This is a genomic window from Pseudomonas sp. PLMAX, from assembly GCF_046042685.1.
Classification (GTDB): Bacteria; Pseudomonadota; Gammaproteobacteria; order Pseudomonadales; family Pseudomonadaceae; genus Aquipseudomonas; species Aquipseudomonas putida_AE.
This window is the reverse complement of the sequence record NZ_CP064949.1, coordinates 2624329-2637814: the sequence shown is the minus strand read 5'-3', so window position 1 is coordinate 2637814 and position 13486 is coordinate 2624329. Positions and strand designations below refer to the sequence as shown.

Below are 13486 nucleotides of genomic sequence, written 5' to 3'. Positions count from 1 at the left end.
GGCCTGCCGGCGATGGCGTCCTGACAGCCAACCAATCTCTCGCGGCGGTATAAGACCTACTGTAGGAGCGAGCTTGCTCGCGATGGAGGTCAACGATGACGCGGGCAGCCTGACACCCCGCGGTGCTCCCAGGTTTTTCGCGAGCATTCGAGCGCCGAACGGCTGCTCTTACAAAAATCATTCAGGCCGCGCTCTTGATCTTCTGCAGCGACCCGGCCACCAGCTTGCCAAAGGCATCGACCGGCCCCTGCAGGTTGCCGAGAAAATGCGGATAGATCAGCCACAGGTCCATCACCGGCTTGAAATCCTTGAGGGGCATGGCCGCCAACTGATCGCGGTGAACGTTGCGTTCCAGTAATGGCCGCGGCACCAGGCCCAACCCGAGGCCGTCGGCGACCAGGCCCAGCTGCAATTCGGTGCCGAAGGTTTCCAGGTTGACGCGCAGGGCCAGGCCCTGGTCCGCCAGGGTGCGTTGCAAGCCGGCGCGGAAACCGCAGCCGTCGGGATTGAGTATCCAGCCACTCTGGTAAACGTCCGCCAGCTTGCTCGGGCGCTTGGGCAATTGGGCCTTGGCGCAGACCACCACCAGTTCCATCTTGCCAATCGACTCACCGATTATGTTATCCGGGAAAATCTTGCCGGCCGGGAACAGCGCCGCAGCGGCATCCAGTTCACCGCGCTCGATCCTGCCCACCAATTGACTGCCCCAGCCCGTAGCCACCTGGGCCCGCAGGTCGGGGTATTCGCTGCGCAGGTGCTTGAGCGCGTCGAGTAACACCACGTCGCCGATGGTCTGCGGCACCCCCAGGCGCAGCAGTCCGGTCGGTGGCGCGTCGGTGGCCACCAGTTCGCGCAGCGCATCCATTTCCCGCAGGATCAGGCGGCACTGTTCATACACCCGCGTGCCAATCAGCGTGGGCTTGAGCGGCTTGGTATTGCGATCGAACAACTCCACACCCAGGGCCTGCTCGAAGTTCTGCACGCGCCGCGTGATGGCCGGCTGGGTCAGTTGCAACGACTCGGCGGCATGGCTGATGGACTGGCAACGAATCACCTCGACAAAGGCATCGATATCATCAATTTTCATTTGGCCCGCACATAGAGAACAGTCAATAACATGTTGGAAAAGCATAGTTCCATTGCCTTTGGAAGGATAGCCCGCCGCACCCCGGGCCACTGATCAATAGCTTCTGGTGCTATGCCAAAGGGCCATACGGAGGCGCTGTAAATTACATTCAGCTATAACCTAATCATTAAACAATCGCATATTGATCTAAAACATTATGCTTAAATTAAAGGGTCACTTTCACAACGAACGATGGAATCGCCATGACCCAGGCCCGACACCCGGAGAGACTCAGAGCATTCATAGGCGCCCTGGCGGAATTGATCGACAGCAACCCCAGCGAGGGTGATCTGTTGCACCGTGGCGGCAAGCTGCTCGGCCAATTGGTCAGCCATGACGACTGGCTGCCCGAGGAGTTTGCCCGCCCCGATCCGGAGCGCTATCAGCCATGACGACTGGCTGCCCGAGGAGTTTGCCCGCCCCGATCCGGAGCGCTATCAGCAATACCTGCTGCATGCCGACTCACGGCAGCGTTTCAGCATCGTCAGTTTTGTCTGGGGACCGGGACAAAGCACGCCGATCCATGACCATCGAGTCTGGGGGCTGATCGGCATGCTGCGCGGTGCGGAGTACTCACAAGGTTTCAAGCGCAACGCCGAAGGTGCCTTGATCGCCGATGGCGGCCGGGTACAGTTGCGGCCAGGCCAGGTCGAGGCCGTGTCGCCGAAGGTCGGCGACATCCATCAAGTCAGCAACGCCTTTGCCGACCAGGTCTCGATCAGCATCCATGTGTATGGCGCCAACATCGGTGCGGTGCGTCGCGCGGTGTATCAGCCCGACGGTAGCGAGAAGCTGTTCATTTCCGGTTATTCCAACGCCTACCTGCCCAACATCTGGGATTTGTCCAAAGAGAACCAAGCCCTATGAGCACCCTGTCGACCCGCTCTTTCGCCGAGATTCGCCAAGCCCTGCTGAACCGTGAAGAACTGGCGCTGCTGGATGTGCGCGAAGAAGCGCCCTTCGCCGAATCCCATCCATTGTTCGCCGCCAACATTCCCTTGTCGAAGCTCGAACTGGAGGTGTTCTCGCGGATTCCCCGGCGCGATACCCCAGTGACCGTCTACGACAACGGCGAGGGCCTGGCGAGCATCGCTGCACAGCGCTTGCTGGACCTGGGCTACCTCGATGTCAGCCTGCTCGAAGGCGGCCTGGAAGGTTGGCGCCGCGCCGGCGGCGAGTTGTTCATCGACGTCAACGTGCCCAGCAAAGCCTTTGGCGAACTGGTGGAAAGCCAGCGTCATACGCCGTCCCTGGCGGCCGAAGAAGTCCAGGCGTTGCTCGACAGCGAGGCCGACGTGGTGGTGCTCGATGCCCGGCGTTTTGATGAATACCAGACCATGAGCATCCCCACCGGCATCAGCGTACCGGGAGCCGAGCTGGTGCTGCGCGCCCGTGAGCTGGCACCGGAACCGGCCACGCGCATCATTGTCAATTGCGCCGGACGCACCCGCAGCATCATCGGCACGCAATCGTTGATCAATGCCGGCATCGCCAACCCGGTTTCGGCCCTGCGCAACGGCACCATCGGCTGGACCCTGGCCGGGCAGAAACTGCAGCACGGCCAGTCGCGCCGCTTTGCCCCGACCCGCGAAGAACACCGGCGAACAGCGGCGCGCGATGCCCGTCGTGTCGCCGACCAGGCCCTGGTCGGCCGCGCCACGTTGGCGGACCTGCAACGCTGGCAACAGGAGTCGACCCGCAGCACCTACCTGTTCGACGTGCGCACCCCGGAGGAATTCGAAGCCGGCCACCTGCCCGGCGCCCGTTCGACTCCCGGCGGGCAACTGGTGCAGGAGACCGATCACTTCGCCAGCGTGCGCGGCGCGCGCCTGGTACTGGTGGACGACGATGGCGTGCGCGCCAACATGTCGGCGTCCTGGCTCGCGCAACTGGGCTGGGAAGTGCATGTGCTGGATGATTTGAACCCTGCTCACTTCAGCGCACAAGGCGCGTGGCAGGCACCCGTTCCGACGCCACCACAGGCCGAAGAAATCAGCACCGAGACCCTGGCCCAATGGCTGACCCACGGTGATACCGCCTTGCTGGATTTCACCGGCAGTGCCAACTACGTCAAACGCCATATCCCCGGTGCCTGGTGGGCATTGCGTGGGCAACTGAAAGAAGCGCTGGCCAACGTGCCCGCAGCCGAGCGTTATGTGCTGACCTGCGGCAGCAGCCAGTTGGCGCGACTGGCGGTGGCCGAAGTCGAGGCGTTGACCGGCAAGGCGGTGTTTTTGCTCAAGGGTGGCACCGCCGCCTGGATCGCCGCCCAGTTGCCCCTGGAAGAAGGCGAGACCCGCCTGGCATCACCGCGCATCGACCGCTATCGCCGTCCTTATGAAGGCACCGACAACCCGCGCGAAGCGATGCAAGCCTATCTGGACTGGGAGTTCGGACTGGTCGACCAATTGGCCCGCGACGGCACCCATGGATTTTTTGTGATCTGACAGGGTGAACGGGCTTGTCGGGACGCCGCATCGCAGCGATGGCCGCTTAACGGCCACCATCGCATCGCCAGCAAGCCGGCTCCTACCGATCGGTGTCGCGCCACAAATTCAACATACCCCGCAAACCCTGTAGGAGCTGGCTTGCCAGCGATGGCGGCATCAGCTTCACCATCGCATCGCCAGCAAGCCGGCTCCTACCGATCGGTGTCGCGCCACAAATTCAACATACCCCGCAAACCCTGTAGGAGCTGGCTTGCCAGCGATGGCGGCATCAGCTTCACCATCGCATCGCCAGCAAGCCGGCTCCTACCGATCGGTGTCGCGCCACAAATTCAACATACCCCGCAAACCCTGTAGGAGCTGGCTTGCCAGCGATGGCGGCATCAGCTTCACCATCGCATCGCCAGCAAGCCGGCTCCTACCGATCGGTGTCGCGCCACAAATTCAACATACCCCGCAAACCCTGTAGGAGCTGGCTTGCCAGCGATGGCGGCATCAGCTTCACCATCGCATCGCCAGCAAGCCGGCTCCTACAGATCGGTGTCGCGCCACAAATTCAACATACCCCGCAAACCCTGTAGGAGCTGGCTTGCCAGCGATGGCGGCATCAGCTTCACCATCGCATCGCCAGCAAGCCGGCTCCTACCGATCGGTGTCGCGCCACAAATTCAACATACCCCGCAAACCCTGTAGGAGCTGGCTTGCCAGCGATGGCGGCATCAGCTTCACCATCGCATCGCCAGCAAGCCGGCTCCTACCGATCGGTGTCGCGCCACAAATTCAACATACCCCGCAAACCCTGTAGGAGCTGGCTTGCCAGCGATGGCGGCATCAGCTTCACCATCGCATCGCCAGCAAGCCGGCTCCTACCGATCGGTGTCGCGCCACAAATTCAACATACCCCGCAAACCCTGTAGGAGCTGGCTTGCCAGCGATGGCGGCATCAGCTTCACCATCGCATCGCCAGCAAGCCGGCTCCTACCGATCGGTGTCGCGCCACAAATTCAACATACCCCGCAAACCCTGTAGGAGCTGGCTTGCCAGCGATGGCGGCATCAGCTTCACCATCGCATCGCCAGCAAGCCGGCTCCTACAGATCGGTGTCGCGCCACAAATTCAACATACCCCGCAAACCCTGTAGGAGCTGGCTTGCCAGCGATGGCGGCATCAGCTTCACCATCGCATCGCCAGCAAGCCGGCTCCTACAGATCAGTGTCACGCCACAAATTCAACATACCCCGCAAACCCTGTAGGAGCTGGCTTGCCAGCGATGGCGGCATCAGCTTCACCATCGCATCGCCAGTAAGCCGCCATCGCCGGCAGGCCAGCTCCCACAGTAGATCGGGTACAGCCATTCGTCCGCCACTGCGCACCTTCCTGTGCGCCGCTCTTCCAATGCAGTACACCCCCCTCGCACGGAAGACTCAAAGATGAACACCACCCTTGCCGCGCTCATGTTCACGGGCTTGCTGTCGGCCTCTCCGCTTTGCGTGCTGGCCACCGAAAAAACCACCGAGGATGCAACCATTCCACCCTCCGCTCCCGCGCTCAACCAGGGCGCTGAATCCAACGAGGAAAAGGCTGATAAAAAGGGCGAGGAAGCGTCAGGCTCGAACTCCGGCGCCGATGCCCAATCGTTGAAAAAAGACGCGGCGTCGGAAGACGACGGGGACAATCAGAAAGGTAGTGAGTCGGGAAGCTGATCACTCACTACCCCTCTTTTTCAATATCAGTCGTCGCGGTCATCACGATCGCGATAACGACGGTTGTCGCGATCATCGTCACGACGATCATATCGATGGTCATACCCTCGGTCGTCGTCATCGCGCTGGTCATAGCCACGGCGATGATCGTGATCGTGATAGCGGCCGTACCTTTCTCCGTCTTCCCAGTGAGGTCCGCAGCCGCCCAGCAGGAGCAAACTGGAAATGGCCAGGGTCATCATTACTGCGCGATTCATTTAAACATCCTGAAGGTCGGGGGCTTTGAGGGTTTTACCCGGCGGATAAGCCGCACGGCGTTGAACCCTGGTTATGACCATTAAGTAACTCAATGATTCCGTTGGATTTCCAGCGGGGCTTGATGATCGCGGTGTCCGTACTGCCAGGAACAAACAACAGCTCGCAGAATTGAAACTCACGGGATGCGATCCTGTACTAAAGTCTTCACTTGAGTGTTCTAATGGCCCACAAAATGCCATAGGTCCAATCATGCGCAGCAAACTCCCCGGCATTCCTGCACTCTGTATTTACCTTGCCTTGGCCTGCCTCTTTGCAGTCGCATGGATCACCCACCCTGCTCCCAGGCATTCGTCCTTTGCCCAAATCAGTCCGCTCATGTCGGTGGCTGATAAAGAGGCCAAACCCATCTATACCAGCCGTTTCGCCTCCTCCGGGCTGGTGGACTTCGTGCATTCCGCGTCGGTCACAGCCTTGCCTGACGGTAGCCTGATGGCAGTCTGGTTCGCCGGCACCCGCGAAGGCGCCGCCGATGTGCAGGTGCGCTCCGCCCGTTTCAATCTGAGCACCGGCGAGTGGGGGGAGGAGCAGGTCATGGCCACCCGGGATTCGACCCAGCAGAGCACGCGCAAATACATCCGCAAACTGGGCAATCCGGTCATCGCCCTCGCGCCGGACAATCGCCTGTGGCTGTTCTACGTTTCCGTCTCCATGGGCGGCTGGGCCGGTAGCGCGGTCAACGTGATGGTTTCAGACGACTTTGGCGGGCATTGGTCGGCGCCGCGGCAATTGATCACTTCACCTTTCCTGAACATCAGCACCCTGGTCCGCTCGGCACCGGTGTTTCATGTCGACGGCTCCATCGGCTTGCCGGTCTATCACGAATTCCTCGGCAAATTTGCCGAGTACCTGTACTTGAGCGCGGACGGTGAGGTGATCGATAAATTCCGCATCAGCCACGGCAGCAATTCATTGCAACCGGCGATCGTTCCGCTGGATGGCCAACGCGGCATTGCCCTGTTGCGTTATGCCGGCAGCACCTACCACCGAGTCCTGGCGAGCCGCACGGAAGATGCCGGGCAAAGCTGGAGCGAACCTTTTCCGCTGGTGCCTTCGAACCCCAATTCCTCGCTGGCGGCCGTGGCGACGCCCGAACACCGGTTGCTGGTAGCGCTCAACGACCTGCAAGAGGGGCGCTTCAAGCTGAGCCTGTATATCACCGATGCAAAAATGGACGATTGGCGCCTGTTGCACGACCTGGACAAATCACCGGATCCCGAGGGCGATCCGTATTCACCCCTGGTTTACAAGGAAATCATCGGCAAAGAGTTCCGCGGTTCCAGTGGCAAGCTGCGCCAGGCGCTGGAGGCGGCATTCCTCGCCAACCTCGACAAACGTGTGTGTAAAAGCCAGGGCTGTGAATTCGAATATGAATACCCCTACTTCATCCGCAGTCCCGACGGGATGTATCACCTGGTTTACTCCTGGAACAACACCTTCATCAAACACGTCTCCTTCAACGATGCCTGGCTGTCCGAGCGCCTGAAATGATTAACCTGTGGCAAGCCCATGTCAGCTTCGCGATGATCATCTTCCTGTTACTGCCGTCTTTTGGCCTGGGCAGGGTCTGGCGCATCGCGCTGCTGCTCGCACTGCTGGCCGCCAGCTTCATACCCCTGGGCGGGTTGTCGCTGGCCGCTTACTTGCGCAGCCATATCGACGACCTTGCGATCACCTCATTGGTGTTCATGGCCTGGGGGTGTTTGCGTCGGCTGGATGTGTTGCCGCCTGCGCAGCAGGGGCACACGAGCGTATTGATCCTCTTCGCCGCGTTGGCCCTGGTGCTGTACCCGGCCACCCTGGGCCTGAGTGACCTGGACCCGTACCGGCGTGGTTACAGCCCGCGCGCCCTGCTGTTGTTCGTCGCGCTGGTGACGTTCAGCCTGTTTTACCTGCGCCATTACCTGGCCGTGGTGATGTTGACCTGTGCGACCCTGGCCTTCATCGCCGGGAGCAAACCTTCCCACAACTATTGGGATTACCTGGTCGATCCGCTGCTGGGCCTGTATTGCTGCCTGGCACTGCTGGTGCTGGCGGCGCGCTGGACGTATCGCCGGCTCATGACCCTGCGCGGCGTTTGAAATTCAACGATATTCTCAATAAGGAAAGACGCATGGGCTGGCTGAAATCGAGACGACTGCATTACTGGCTGGGCGCAACAGCAATCCTGTTCGTGCTGTTTGCACTGCTGCGGGTGCTGTTCTTTTTCGGCTATTCCGGTTTTGACGCCAAAGCCCTGGGCAACGAGGACGTTCTGACAAGCCTGGGCATCGGCTTTCGCTTCGACTTGCGCCTGGCCATCCTGGTCATGCTGCCGGTGGCGTTGCTGGCCTGGATCCCGCGCTGGAACCTTGTCGGCAGCCGCCTCCTGCGCATCATCAACCGTCTGTACCTGGTCGCCATCCTCAGCGCTGTGCTGCTCATCTACATCATCGATTTTGGCCATTACGCCTACCTTGGCGTGAGGATCAACGCCACGGTCTTGCGCTTCATCGAGGATGCGCAGATATCCCGTGACATGGTCTGGCAAACCTACCCGGTCATCTGGATTACCCTGGGCTGGCTGGCGACAGTCGCCTTCGTGACACTGGCCCTGGTGCGCCTGGAACGGGTCACGCTGGACCGCCCGCGCACAACCATTCACCCACTTTCCGCGACATGGGGCGGTGCGGTGATGGTGGTACTGGTGCTGCTGGGTATTTTGGGTCGTGTCGAAAACCTGAACCTTGAAAACCCCGTGCCGCTGCGCTGGAGCGATGCGTTCTTCTCGGGCAACAACCAGGTCGCCGCCTTGGGCCTGAACCCGGTGATTTTCCTCTACGACACGGTCAAGGTCGGCCAGTCGCGTTATGACGAAGCCCAGGTGCGCGAACACTACGCGGTCATGGCCCACTACCTGAGTGTCGACCAACCCGACCCGCAGACCCTCAACTTTGTCCGCCACCAGGCGCCACAGCCCTACAGGATTCCAGGCTCGCGGCCACCGAACGTGATGTTCATCATGCTTGAGTCGCTGGGCACCAGTGCCGTCGGAGCCTATGGCAACCCGATCGATCCGACGCCCAATATCGATCGCCTGGCCACCCAGAGCTGGTTCTTCAAACACTTCTACGTGCCGGTCACGGGCACCGCGAAAACCGTCTGGGCCAGCATCACCGGAGTGCCTGACGTCACCCGCCACGAAACCGCGACGCGCAATCCACTGATCACCCGGCAGAACACGCTCGTCAATGCCTTCACCGGCTACGAGAAGATCTACACCATCGGTGGCAACTCCGGCTGGGCCAACATGAATGCCTTGATCCGGCAAAGTATCGACGGCGTGCGCCTGTTCGACGAGCGCGACTGGAAATCCCCGGTGGTGGATGTTTGGGGCATCTCGGACCTGGACCTGTTCAAGGAAACCGACCAGATCCTGCAAGCGCTGCCCAAGGACAAGCCGTTCTTCGCCTATGTGCAAACGGCCGGCAACCATCGGCCCTTCACGATTCCAAAGGACAATGACGGCTTCGAGATCAAGCACCCTACCCTGGAGCAAGTCCAGGCCGCCGGCTCGCGCAGTGTCGAGCAATACAACGCTGTGCGCCTGCTGGACTTCAACCTCGGACGCCTGATGGAAATCGCCAAGGCCGGCGGCTGGTACGACAACACCATTTTCGTGATGTTTGGCGACCACAACACCCGTATCGCGCAGATCCCGTTCCTGGCGCCGGCCTACGAGCAACTGGGCCTGGAAAGCAACGCGGTGCCGATGATCATCCACGCACCCGGCATGATCGGTACCCGCAAAGTCGAGGAAGCGGTCGGCCTGGTGGACCTGCTGCCCACCGTGGCGGGTATGGCCGGCCTTGAGTTTCGCAACGGCGGCATGGGCCGTGATATCCAGCAGCCCGCCCCCGAAGGCGAACGCGTGGTGCCACTGGTATTGCGTGAAGGCACCTTCCCGCTGATTGCGGGCGTGACGCAACACTACATGGTGCAGATGGAGCACGACGGCAGCTCGCCAAGCCTGCATGACCTGGCCTCGCCGACGCCGCTGGACAACGTCGCCGAGCAAAACCCCGAGGAGTTCAAACGCCTGTCACAATTGACCCGCGCCATGCATGAAACCTCACGGTTGATGCTGTACCAGAACGTGCGCAAGTAACGGCTTTGTCTGATGCTCATCGTCAGGGTTTTGCGGCGTGACCCTCGTCAACGTGCGGGGCGTCCGCGGGGTTCTTCTGCGGAACGACAAAACTCACTGTCGTACGGGTGAGGATCTTGTGCGTCGGGTCGGCCACTTCCAGCAGAACCTTGTGCGTACCGGGGGTCAGCCCGACCAGGATGATCGGGTCTTCACTGGTGTGCGCCCATGTACCTTTCCAGTCGTCGACGGTCACATGAAGGTGACCCAGGCGTGGTGAAACATCAGCGGCCGCTTTGCCAAAGATCGGCATGATCCTGGCGTGCTCTGTTCGATACTGGATGATGACGACCCCACGGGCGAGCGGTTCGGCGAGCGGCGGCCAGGCAATGAGGCTTGGCGTCGTCTCGGATTCCAGTGGAAGTATCGCCGGTGGGTGATCAGTGTCTGCCGCGCCTTGACCGAACGCTGCCGTGCAGAAGAACACACCCCAGGCCAAGACCAACAGGTTTGCGGGAGCCATGCTGTTTTTCTCCTAGGGAGCCAGCCTGCCCTTGAGTTCGGCTTCGTTCCACAGGCCGCTGAGCGGACCGCGGGGTAAACCTTCATTGGCTCGCGCCAGCGGAAAAATGACAGGCAGGAATCCGGCGTCGCGCACCAACCGCGCCCCCACATCCTTGGCCTGGACGTCGTCGGCGAAAACGGGAATCGCCTTGCCCTTGCCAGACTCGTCCTTCATGGAAGCGTAGCCTATGGCGTTGAATGCCCGCACCAAGTGTACGCCGGGCAGGTATTGCTGGTCCGCCAGGGCTGCTCCCGTCTCCAGCGCCTTGCTCCCGACATCTCCATCACGGCCGCTGAACGGGTTGCTGGTGCTGAACACCACCTTGCCGCCAAGCTTGCCCTTGAGCTGTTCGGACAGCACCGGCATCGCGCCGTAGGGAACGCTCAACACGATCACTTCGCCCCAGGCCGCGGCATCGGTCACGGAGCCCGCCCGGGCGTTGGCGCCGGCGCGCTTGACCAGGTCCGCCAGCTCCTCGGGATGGCGTGACGAAAACATCACCGAGTGCCCGGCCTTTGTCCAAAGCGTACCCAGCGTACCGCCGACGTTGCCAGCGCCGATGACGCTGATCTTGAGGGTGTCCGCCATGACCTGGCTGGCGCACATGACCAGGGCGGCGAACATCAGGAAGAGGATTCTGCGCATGCCTAACGCTCCTGGGTTGGAAAGCAGTCTTACATCCAACCGTAGTCGAGCCAGGGAACCATCTGGTGGATCACGACGTACGGCAGGATTTCCCCCGGCCTTACAACGAAAAATCCCGGAGACAGAAGGTCTCCGGGATTTTTTGCTCACAGAACCACATCGCTATAACGATGAGCTCACCCTGCAGCGGTCAACTCATCCCGATTCTGCTCAATCGGACTTTTTCGAAGTTGACGAGCCGGCATTACTCAATCCCTTGGCGTTGTGATCTCCCGGCGTCGTGGCCGAGATTGCAGAGGCTTTAGTCAGGCCGCGGGTATCTTTGGATTGTGCGATGCCCGAAGTGGTGGTGCCGTGACCCTTGTCACCGTTGCGATCACTGCCGTAACGGTTGCCGCTGATGCCATGGTCGCGAACCGATTTGCCCGCATGATCACTGCTCAACCCCTCACCGCGGCCGTTACTGCCGGAGTGACCCGAACCGCTGTGACCGCCAGCGTTACCGCCGCCATGGCCACCACCATTACCGCCGCCATTTCCGCCGCCGTGGCCACCGCCACCGCCACCGCCACCACCGCCACCACCACCTTCTTTGGCATAGGCGGAGTTCATGATGGACAGGTCAGCGGGCAGTAACGGAGCGGCTGCAAGCATCATGGCGAATGACATTACAGCAACGAAACTCTTGTTTTTTAAAAGCATGATTGCTTCCGTGAGGGTTGATTGCGCGTTGTTTAAGACGCGTTAAATCCCCGACAGTTCAAGTTCGGCGACGGACGGATACATCAGTCTATCGTCAATCGAAAGCGCCATTGAGAACCTCGTAGATAAGGCCGGTAGCAATCGCAACCAGTATCAGGTCGGTGCCCGCCTGCTGCCATTCGTAACCTTCATAACGAGGCAGATGGCCGATCAGTCGACCATCGAGCTTTTTCGCAATCCCGGGTGGCAGCGGTTTACCCCGGGCGAGGTTCTTTTGAATGCCGGGTGGCAAGGCAGGTCCGGGGCTCCAGTAGTCCCGATACCCATCGACAATGCCAATAATGCTTCCTCGATTGATGCTTGGACCATGGTCCCAATCATCGCCCCCGGATTTATTCCCCCTATTGCCCTGGTTGCCATGCTCCTGGCTGTGTTGCGAATTGCCCTTGGCGTTTCCTTGCCCCTTGCCATTACCTGGATCGGCCCATGCCGTGGCCGAGCCGCAGACCAATGCGACACATGTGATAGCTGCTATCAACGAGCGATGTCTGATCATATCCGTTCTCTCAGAAAGGGAAGACTCCCTGTAATGTAGACACTTTGGACTGTTTTGGTTCCCGACGGTGAAGGACGGGCAAGGCCAAGCTATGCCAATATTCAAAGGAGGCCTTCTGTCGTACCGGAGTGCGCCATGATCGAAACCATCGAGTCGTCACGCATCAAGCGCTTCGCCGCAAACACCGCCGGCCGGGACTTTGCGGTGGGTGACATTCACGGTCACTTCAGCCGATTGCAGCCTGCGCTGGAGGCGGTCGATTTCGATCCTGTCGTCGACCGCCTGTTCAGTGTCGGTGATCTGGTTGATCGTGGACCCGAGAGCCGCGACGCGCTCGACTGGCTGGCGAAACCATGGTTTCACCCGGTGCGTGGCAACCATGACGACTACGTGGCGCACTTCGACACCTGCGACGTCGACAGCTGGATCTGCAACGGCGGGGAATGGTTCGCCGGGCTGTCGCTGGTCGAGCAGATAGCGTTCGCGCTGCAGTTCGCCGAGCTGCCGATCGCCATTGAGGTGGATACGCCTGGCGGATTGGTCGGGATCGTTCACGCCGATTGCCCGGTGCCGTCGTGGGATCAACTGTGCACCGAACTGCAATCACCTGAAAGCACCAAGCGGCTGGAACTTGTGCAGCACAGTTGCCTGTGGTCGCGAACCCGGATTCAGGACGGCGATACCGACTGCATTGAGGGACTTCGTGCCCTGGTGGTCGGGCATACACCGCTCAGGCAGCCTGCGGTTCTCGGCAACGTGTACCACATCGACACAGCGGGCTGGCTGGACGGTTATTTCACCCTGCTGGATCTGGCGACCCTGCAGTGCATCCCGCCGATCGATTCGGAACTCGGTTTCGACTGGGACTGAGCTTTCCTGAGGGCTCTCGGGTTTGCCGCTCGTCCAAAGCTCGGCACTCGAGCCGCGCCGCTATCTCTCATGTATAAGCGCGGACATTGCGCGCATCAAAACGGAGAACCAGCATGGACATTGACGAGAATGCAGTGGGTAACAGGTCGCAGCAGGACGTGACGCGAACCACGGACAACGAAACCGGCCATGACCCCAGCAAGGATGCGCCTGAGGTTCCATTGCCGCCGAACGATGAAGCGCCTGTCGATGAAGATATGAGAGGCGTGGAGGCAAATAACCCGGTCTCGAGTGAGCATCCGGACCATGGAAAAGGTGCTCGCCTCGAAGATTCCGACGCCGCCCCGCACATGAACGATCAGGACGAAAACGACAAGGAGGCTCGCGGCTTGCCTGCGAGCGACCCGGAATCAGGTGCCTGATGCCCGCGA

General features: G+C 60.6%; 13 protein-coding genes and 1 pseudogene. 8 read left to right on the top strand and 6 right to left on the bottom strand.

The annotated features are described in order from the left end of the window. Positions 1-181 precede the first annotated feature (181 nt). Positions 182-1087, bottom strand: coding sequence for a LysR family transcriptional regulator (locus tag DKB71_RS12230; protein WP_408600554.1), 906 nt, complete (start codon positions 1085-1087; stop codon positions 182-184). A 242-nt stretch (positions 1088-1329) separates the two neighbouring features. Here DKB71_RS12230 and DKB71_RS12225 point away from each other — a divergent pair. From DKB71_RS12225 to DKB71_RS12215, 3 genes and pseudogenes are all read left to right on the top strand, one after another. Continuing rightward, positions 1330-1993: pseudogene (locus DKB71_RS12225) on the top strand (cysteine dioxygenase). Next, positions 1990-3573 (top strand): rhodanese-related sulfurtransferase, encoded by a 1584-nt coding sequence (locus tag DKB71_RS12220; protein ID WP_408600553.1) that lies wholly within the window; start codon positions 1990-1992, stop codon positions 3571-3573. Before DKB71_RS12225 ends, DKB71_RS12220 begins: the two are co-directional and overlap by 4 nt. 1430 nt (positions 3574-5003) lie before the next feature. Beyond that, positions 5004-5276 (top strand): hypothetical protein, encoded by a 273-nt coding sequence (locus tag DKB71_RS12215; RefSeq protein WP_408600552.1) that lies wholly within the window; start codon positions 5004-5006, stop codon positions 5274-5276. A gap of 26 nt (positions 5277-5302) precedes the next feature. On the opposite strand, the gene DKB71_RS12210 is transcribed toward DKB71_RS12215, so the two are convergent. Continuing rightward, a complete protein-coding gene (locus DKB71_RS12210) occupies positions 5303-5533 on the bottom strand; it encodes a hypothetical protein (protein ID WP_274077394.1) in 231 nt (76 codons plus the stop codon). 250 nt (positions 5534-5783) lie between these two features. Here DKB71_RS12210 and DKB71_RS12205 point away from each other — a divergent pair, with 250 nt between their 5' ends. From DKB71_RS12205 to DKB71_RS12195, 3 genes are read left to right on the top strand one after another with little or no spacing between them, the layout of a single operon-like run. Next, complete coding sequence (locus DKB71_RS12205; protein WP_274077393.1) at positions 5784-7082, top strand: exo-alpha-sialidase; 1299 nt, start codon at positions 5784-5786, stop codon at positions 7080-7082. Beyond that, complete coding sequence (locus DKB71_RS12200) at positions 7079-7672, top strand: hypothetical protein (protein ID WP_406592977.1); 594 nt, start codon at positions 7079-7081, stop codon at positions 7670-7672. The genes DKB71_RS12205 and DKB71_RS12200 overlap by 4 nt, the downstream gene beginning before the upstream one ends. A 32-nt stretch (positions 7673-7704) precedes the next feature. Continuing rightward, positions 7705-9738 carry an LTA synthase family protein gene (locus tag DKB71_RS12195; protein WP_408600551.1) on the top strand — a complete coding sequence of 678 codons (2034 nt, stop codon included), beginning with the start codon at positions 7705-7707 and terminating at the stop codon, positions 9736-9738. A gap of 22 nt (positions 9739-9760) precedes the next feature. Here DKB71_RS12195 and DKB71_RS12190 read toward each other — a convergent pair whose 3' ends face one another. From DKB71_RS12190 to DKB71_RS12175, 4 genes are all read right to left on the bottom strand, one after another. Continuing rightward, the gene (locus DKB71_RS12190) at positions 9761-10240 is read right to left on the bottom strand and encodes a DUF6130 family protein (protein ID WP_408600550.1); all 480 of its coding nucleotides are present in this window, start codon (positions 10238-10240) and stop codon (positions 9761-9763) included. Between the two features lie 12 nt (positions 10241-10252). Further along, positions 10253-10927 (bottom strand): NADPH-dependent F420 reductase, encoded by a 675-nt coding sequence (locus tag DKB71_RS12185; protein WP_408600549.1) that lies wholly within the window; start codon positions 10925-10927, stop codon positions 10253-10255. Between the two features lie 210 nt (positions 10928-11137). Next, a complete protein-coding gene (locus DKB71_RS12180) occupies positions 11138-11629 on the bottom strand; it encodes a hypothetical protein (RefSeq protein WP_408600548.1) in 492 nt (163 codons plus the stop codon). A gap of 94 nt (positions 11630-11723) precedes the next feature. Further along, positions 11724-12185: an anti-virulence regulator CigR family protein gene (locus DKB71_RS12175; protein WP_408600547.1), complete on the bottom strand. Its 462-nt coding sequence runs from the start codon at positions 12183-12185 to the stop codon at positions 11724-11726. Between the two features lie 135 nt (positions 12186-12320). Between DKB71_RS12175 and DKB71_RS12170 the strand changes: the two genes are divergently transcribed. Together DKB71_RS12170 and DKB71_RS12165 are read left to right on the top strand one after the other, a co-directional pair. Then, a complete protein-coding gene (locus DKB71_RS12170; RefSeq protein WP_408600546.1) occupies positions 12321-13055 on the top strand; it encodes a metallophosphoesterase in 735 nt (244 codons plus the stop codon). A 113-nt stretch (positions 13056-13168) separates the two neighbouring features. Beyond that, a complete protein-coding gene (locus tag DKB71_RS12165; protein WP_408600544.1) occupies positions 13169-13477 on the top strand; it encodes a hypothetical protein in 309 nt (102 codons plus the stop codon). Positions 13478-13486 lie beyond the last annotated feature (9 nt).

What these genes read in the sequence shown, in the direction of transcription:
- DKB71_RS12230 (WP_408600554.1), bottom strand. Translation starts at nt 1,087, where the DNA reads ATGAAAATTGATGATATCGATGCCTTTGTCGAGGTGATTCGTTGCCAG.
- DKB71_RS12220 (WP_408600553.1), top strand. Translation starts at nt 1,990, where the DNA reads ATGAGCACCCTGTCGACCCGCTCTTTCGCCGAGATTCGCCAAGCCCTG.
- DKB71_RS12215 (WP_408600552.1), top strand. Translation starts at nt 5,004, where the DNA reads ATGAACACCACCCTTGCCGCGCTCATGTTCACGGGCTTGCTGTCGGCC.
- DKB71_RS12210 (WP_274077394.1), bottom strand. Translation starts at nt 5,533, where the DNA reads ATGAATCGCGCAGTAATGATGACCCTGGCCATTTCCAGTTTGCTCCTG.
- DKB71_RS12205 (WP_274077393.1), top strand. Translation starts at nt 5,784, where the DNA reads ATGCGCAGCAAACTCCCCGGCATTCCTGCACTCTGTATTTACCTTGCC.
- DKB71_RS12200 (WP_406592977.1), top strand. Translation starts at nt 7,079, where the DNA reads ATGATTAACCTGTGGCAAGCCCATGTCAGCTTCGCGATGATCATCTTC.
- DKB71_RS12195 (WP_408600551.1), top strand. Translation starts at nt 7,705, where the DNA reads ATGGGCTGGCTGAAATCGAGACGACTGCATTACTGGCTGGGCGCAACA.
- DKB71_RS12190 (WP_408600550.1), bottom strand. Translation starts at nt 10,240, where the DNA reads ATGGCTCCCGCAAACCTGTTGGTCTTGGCCTGGGGTGTGTTCTTCTGC.
- DKB71_RS12185 (WP_408600549.1), bottom strand. Translation starts at nt 10,927, where the DNA reads ATGCGCAGAATCCTCTTCCTGATGTTCGCCGCCCTGGTCATGTGCGCC.
- DKB71_RS12180 (WP_408600548.1), bottom strand. Translation starts at nt 11,629, where the DNA reads ATGCTTTTAAAAAACAAGAGTTTCGTTGCTGTAATGTCATTCGCCATG.
- DKB71_RS12175 (WP_408600547.1), bottom strand. Translation starts at nt 12,185, where the DNA reads ATGATCAGACATCGCTCGTTGATAGCAGCTATCACATGTGTCGCATTG.
- DKB71_RS12170 (WP_408600546.1), top strand. Translation starts at nt 12,321, where the DNA reads ATGATCGAAACCATCGAGTCGTCACGCATCAAGCGCTTCGCCGCAAAC.
- DKB71_RS12165 (WP_408600544.1), top strand. Translation starts at nt 13,169, where the DNA reads ATGGACATTGACGAGAATGCAGTGGGTAACAGGTCGCAGCAGGACGTG.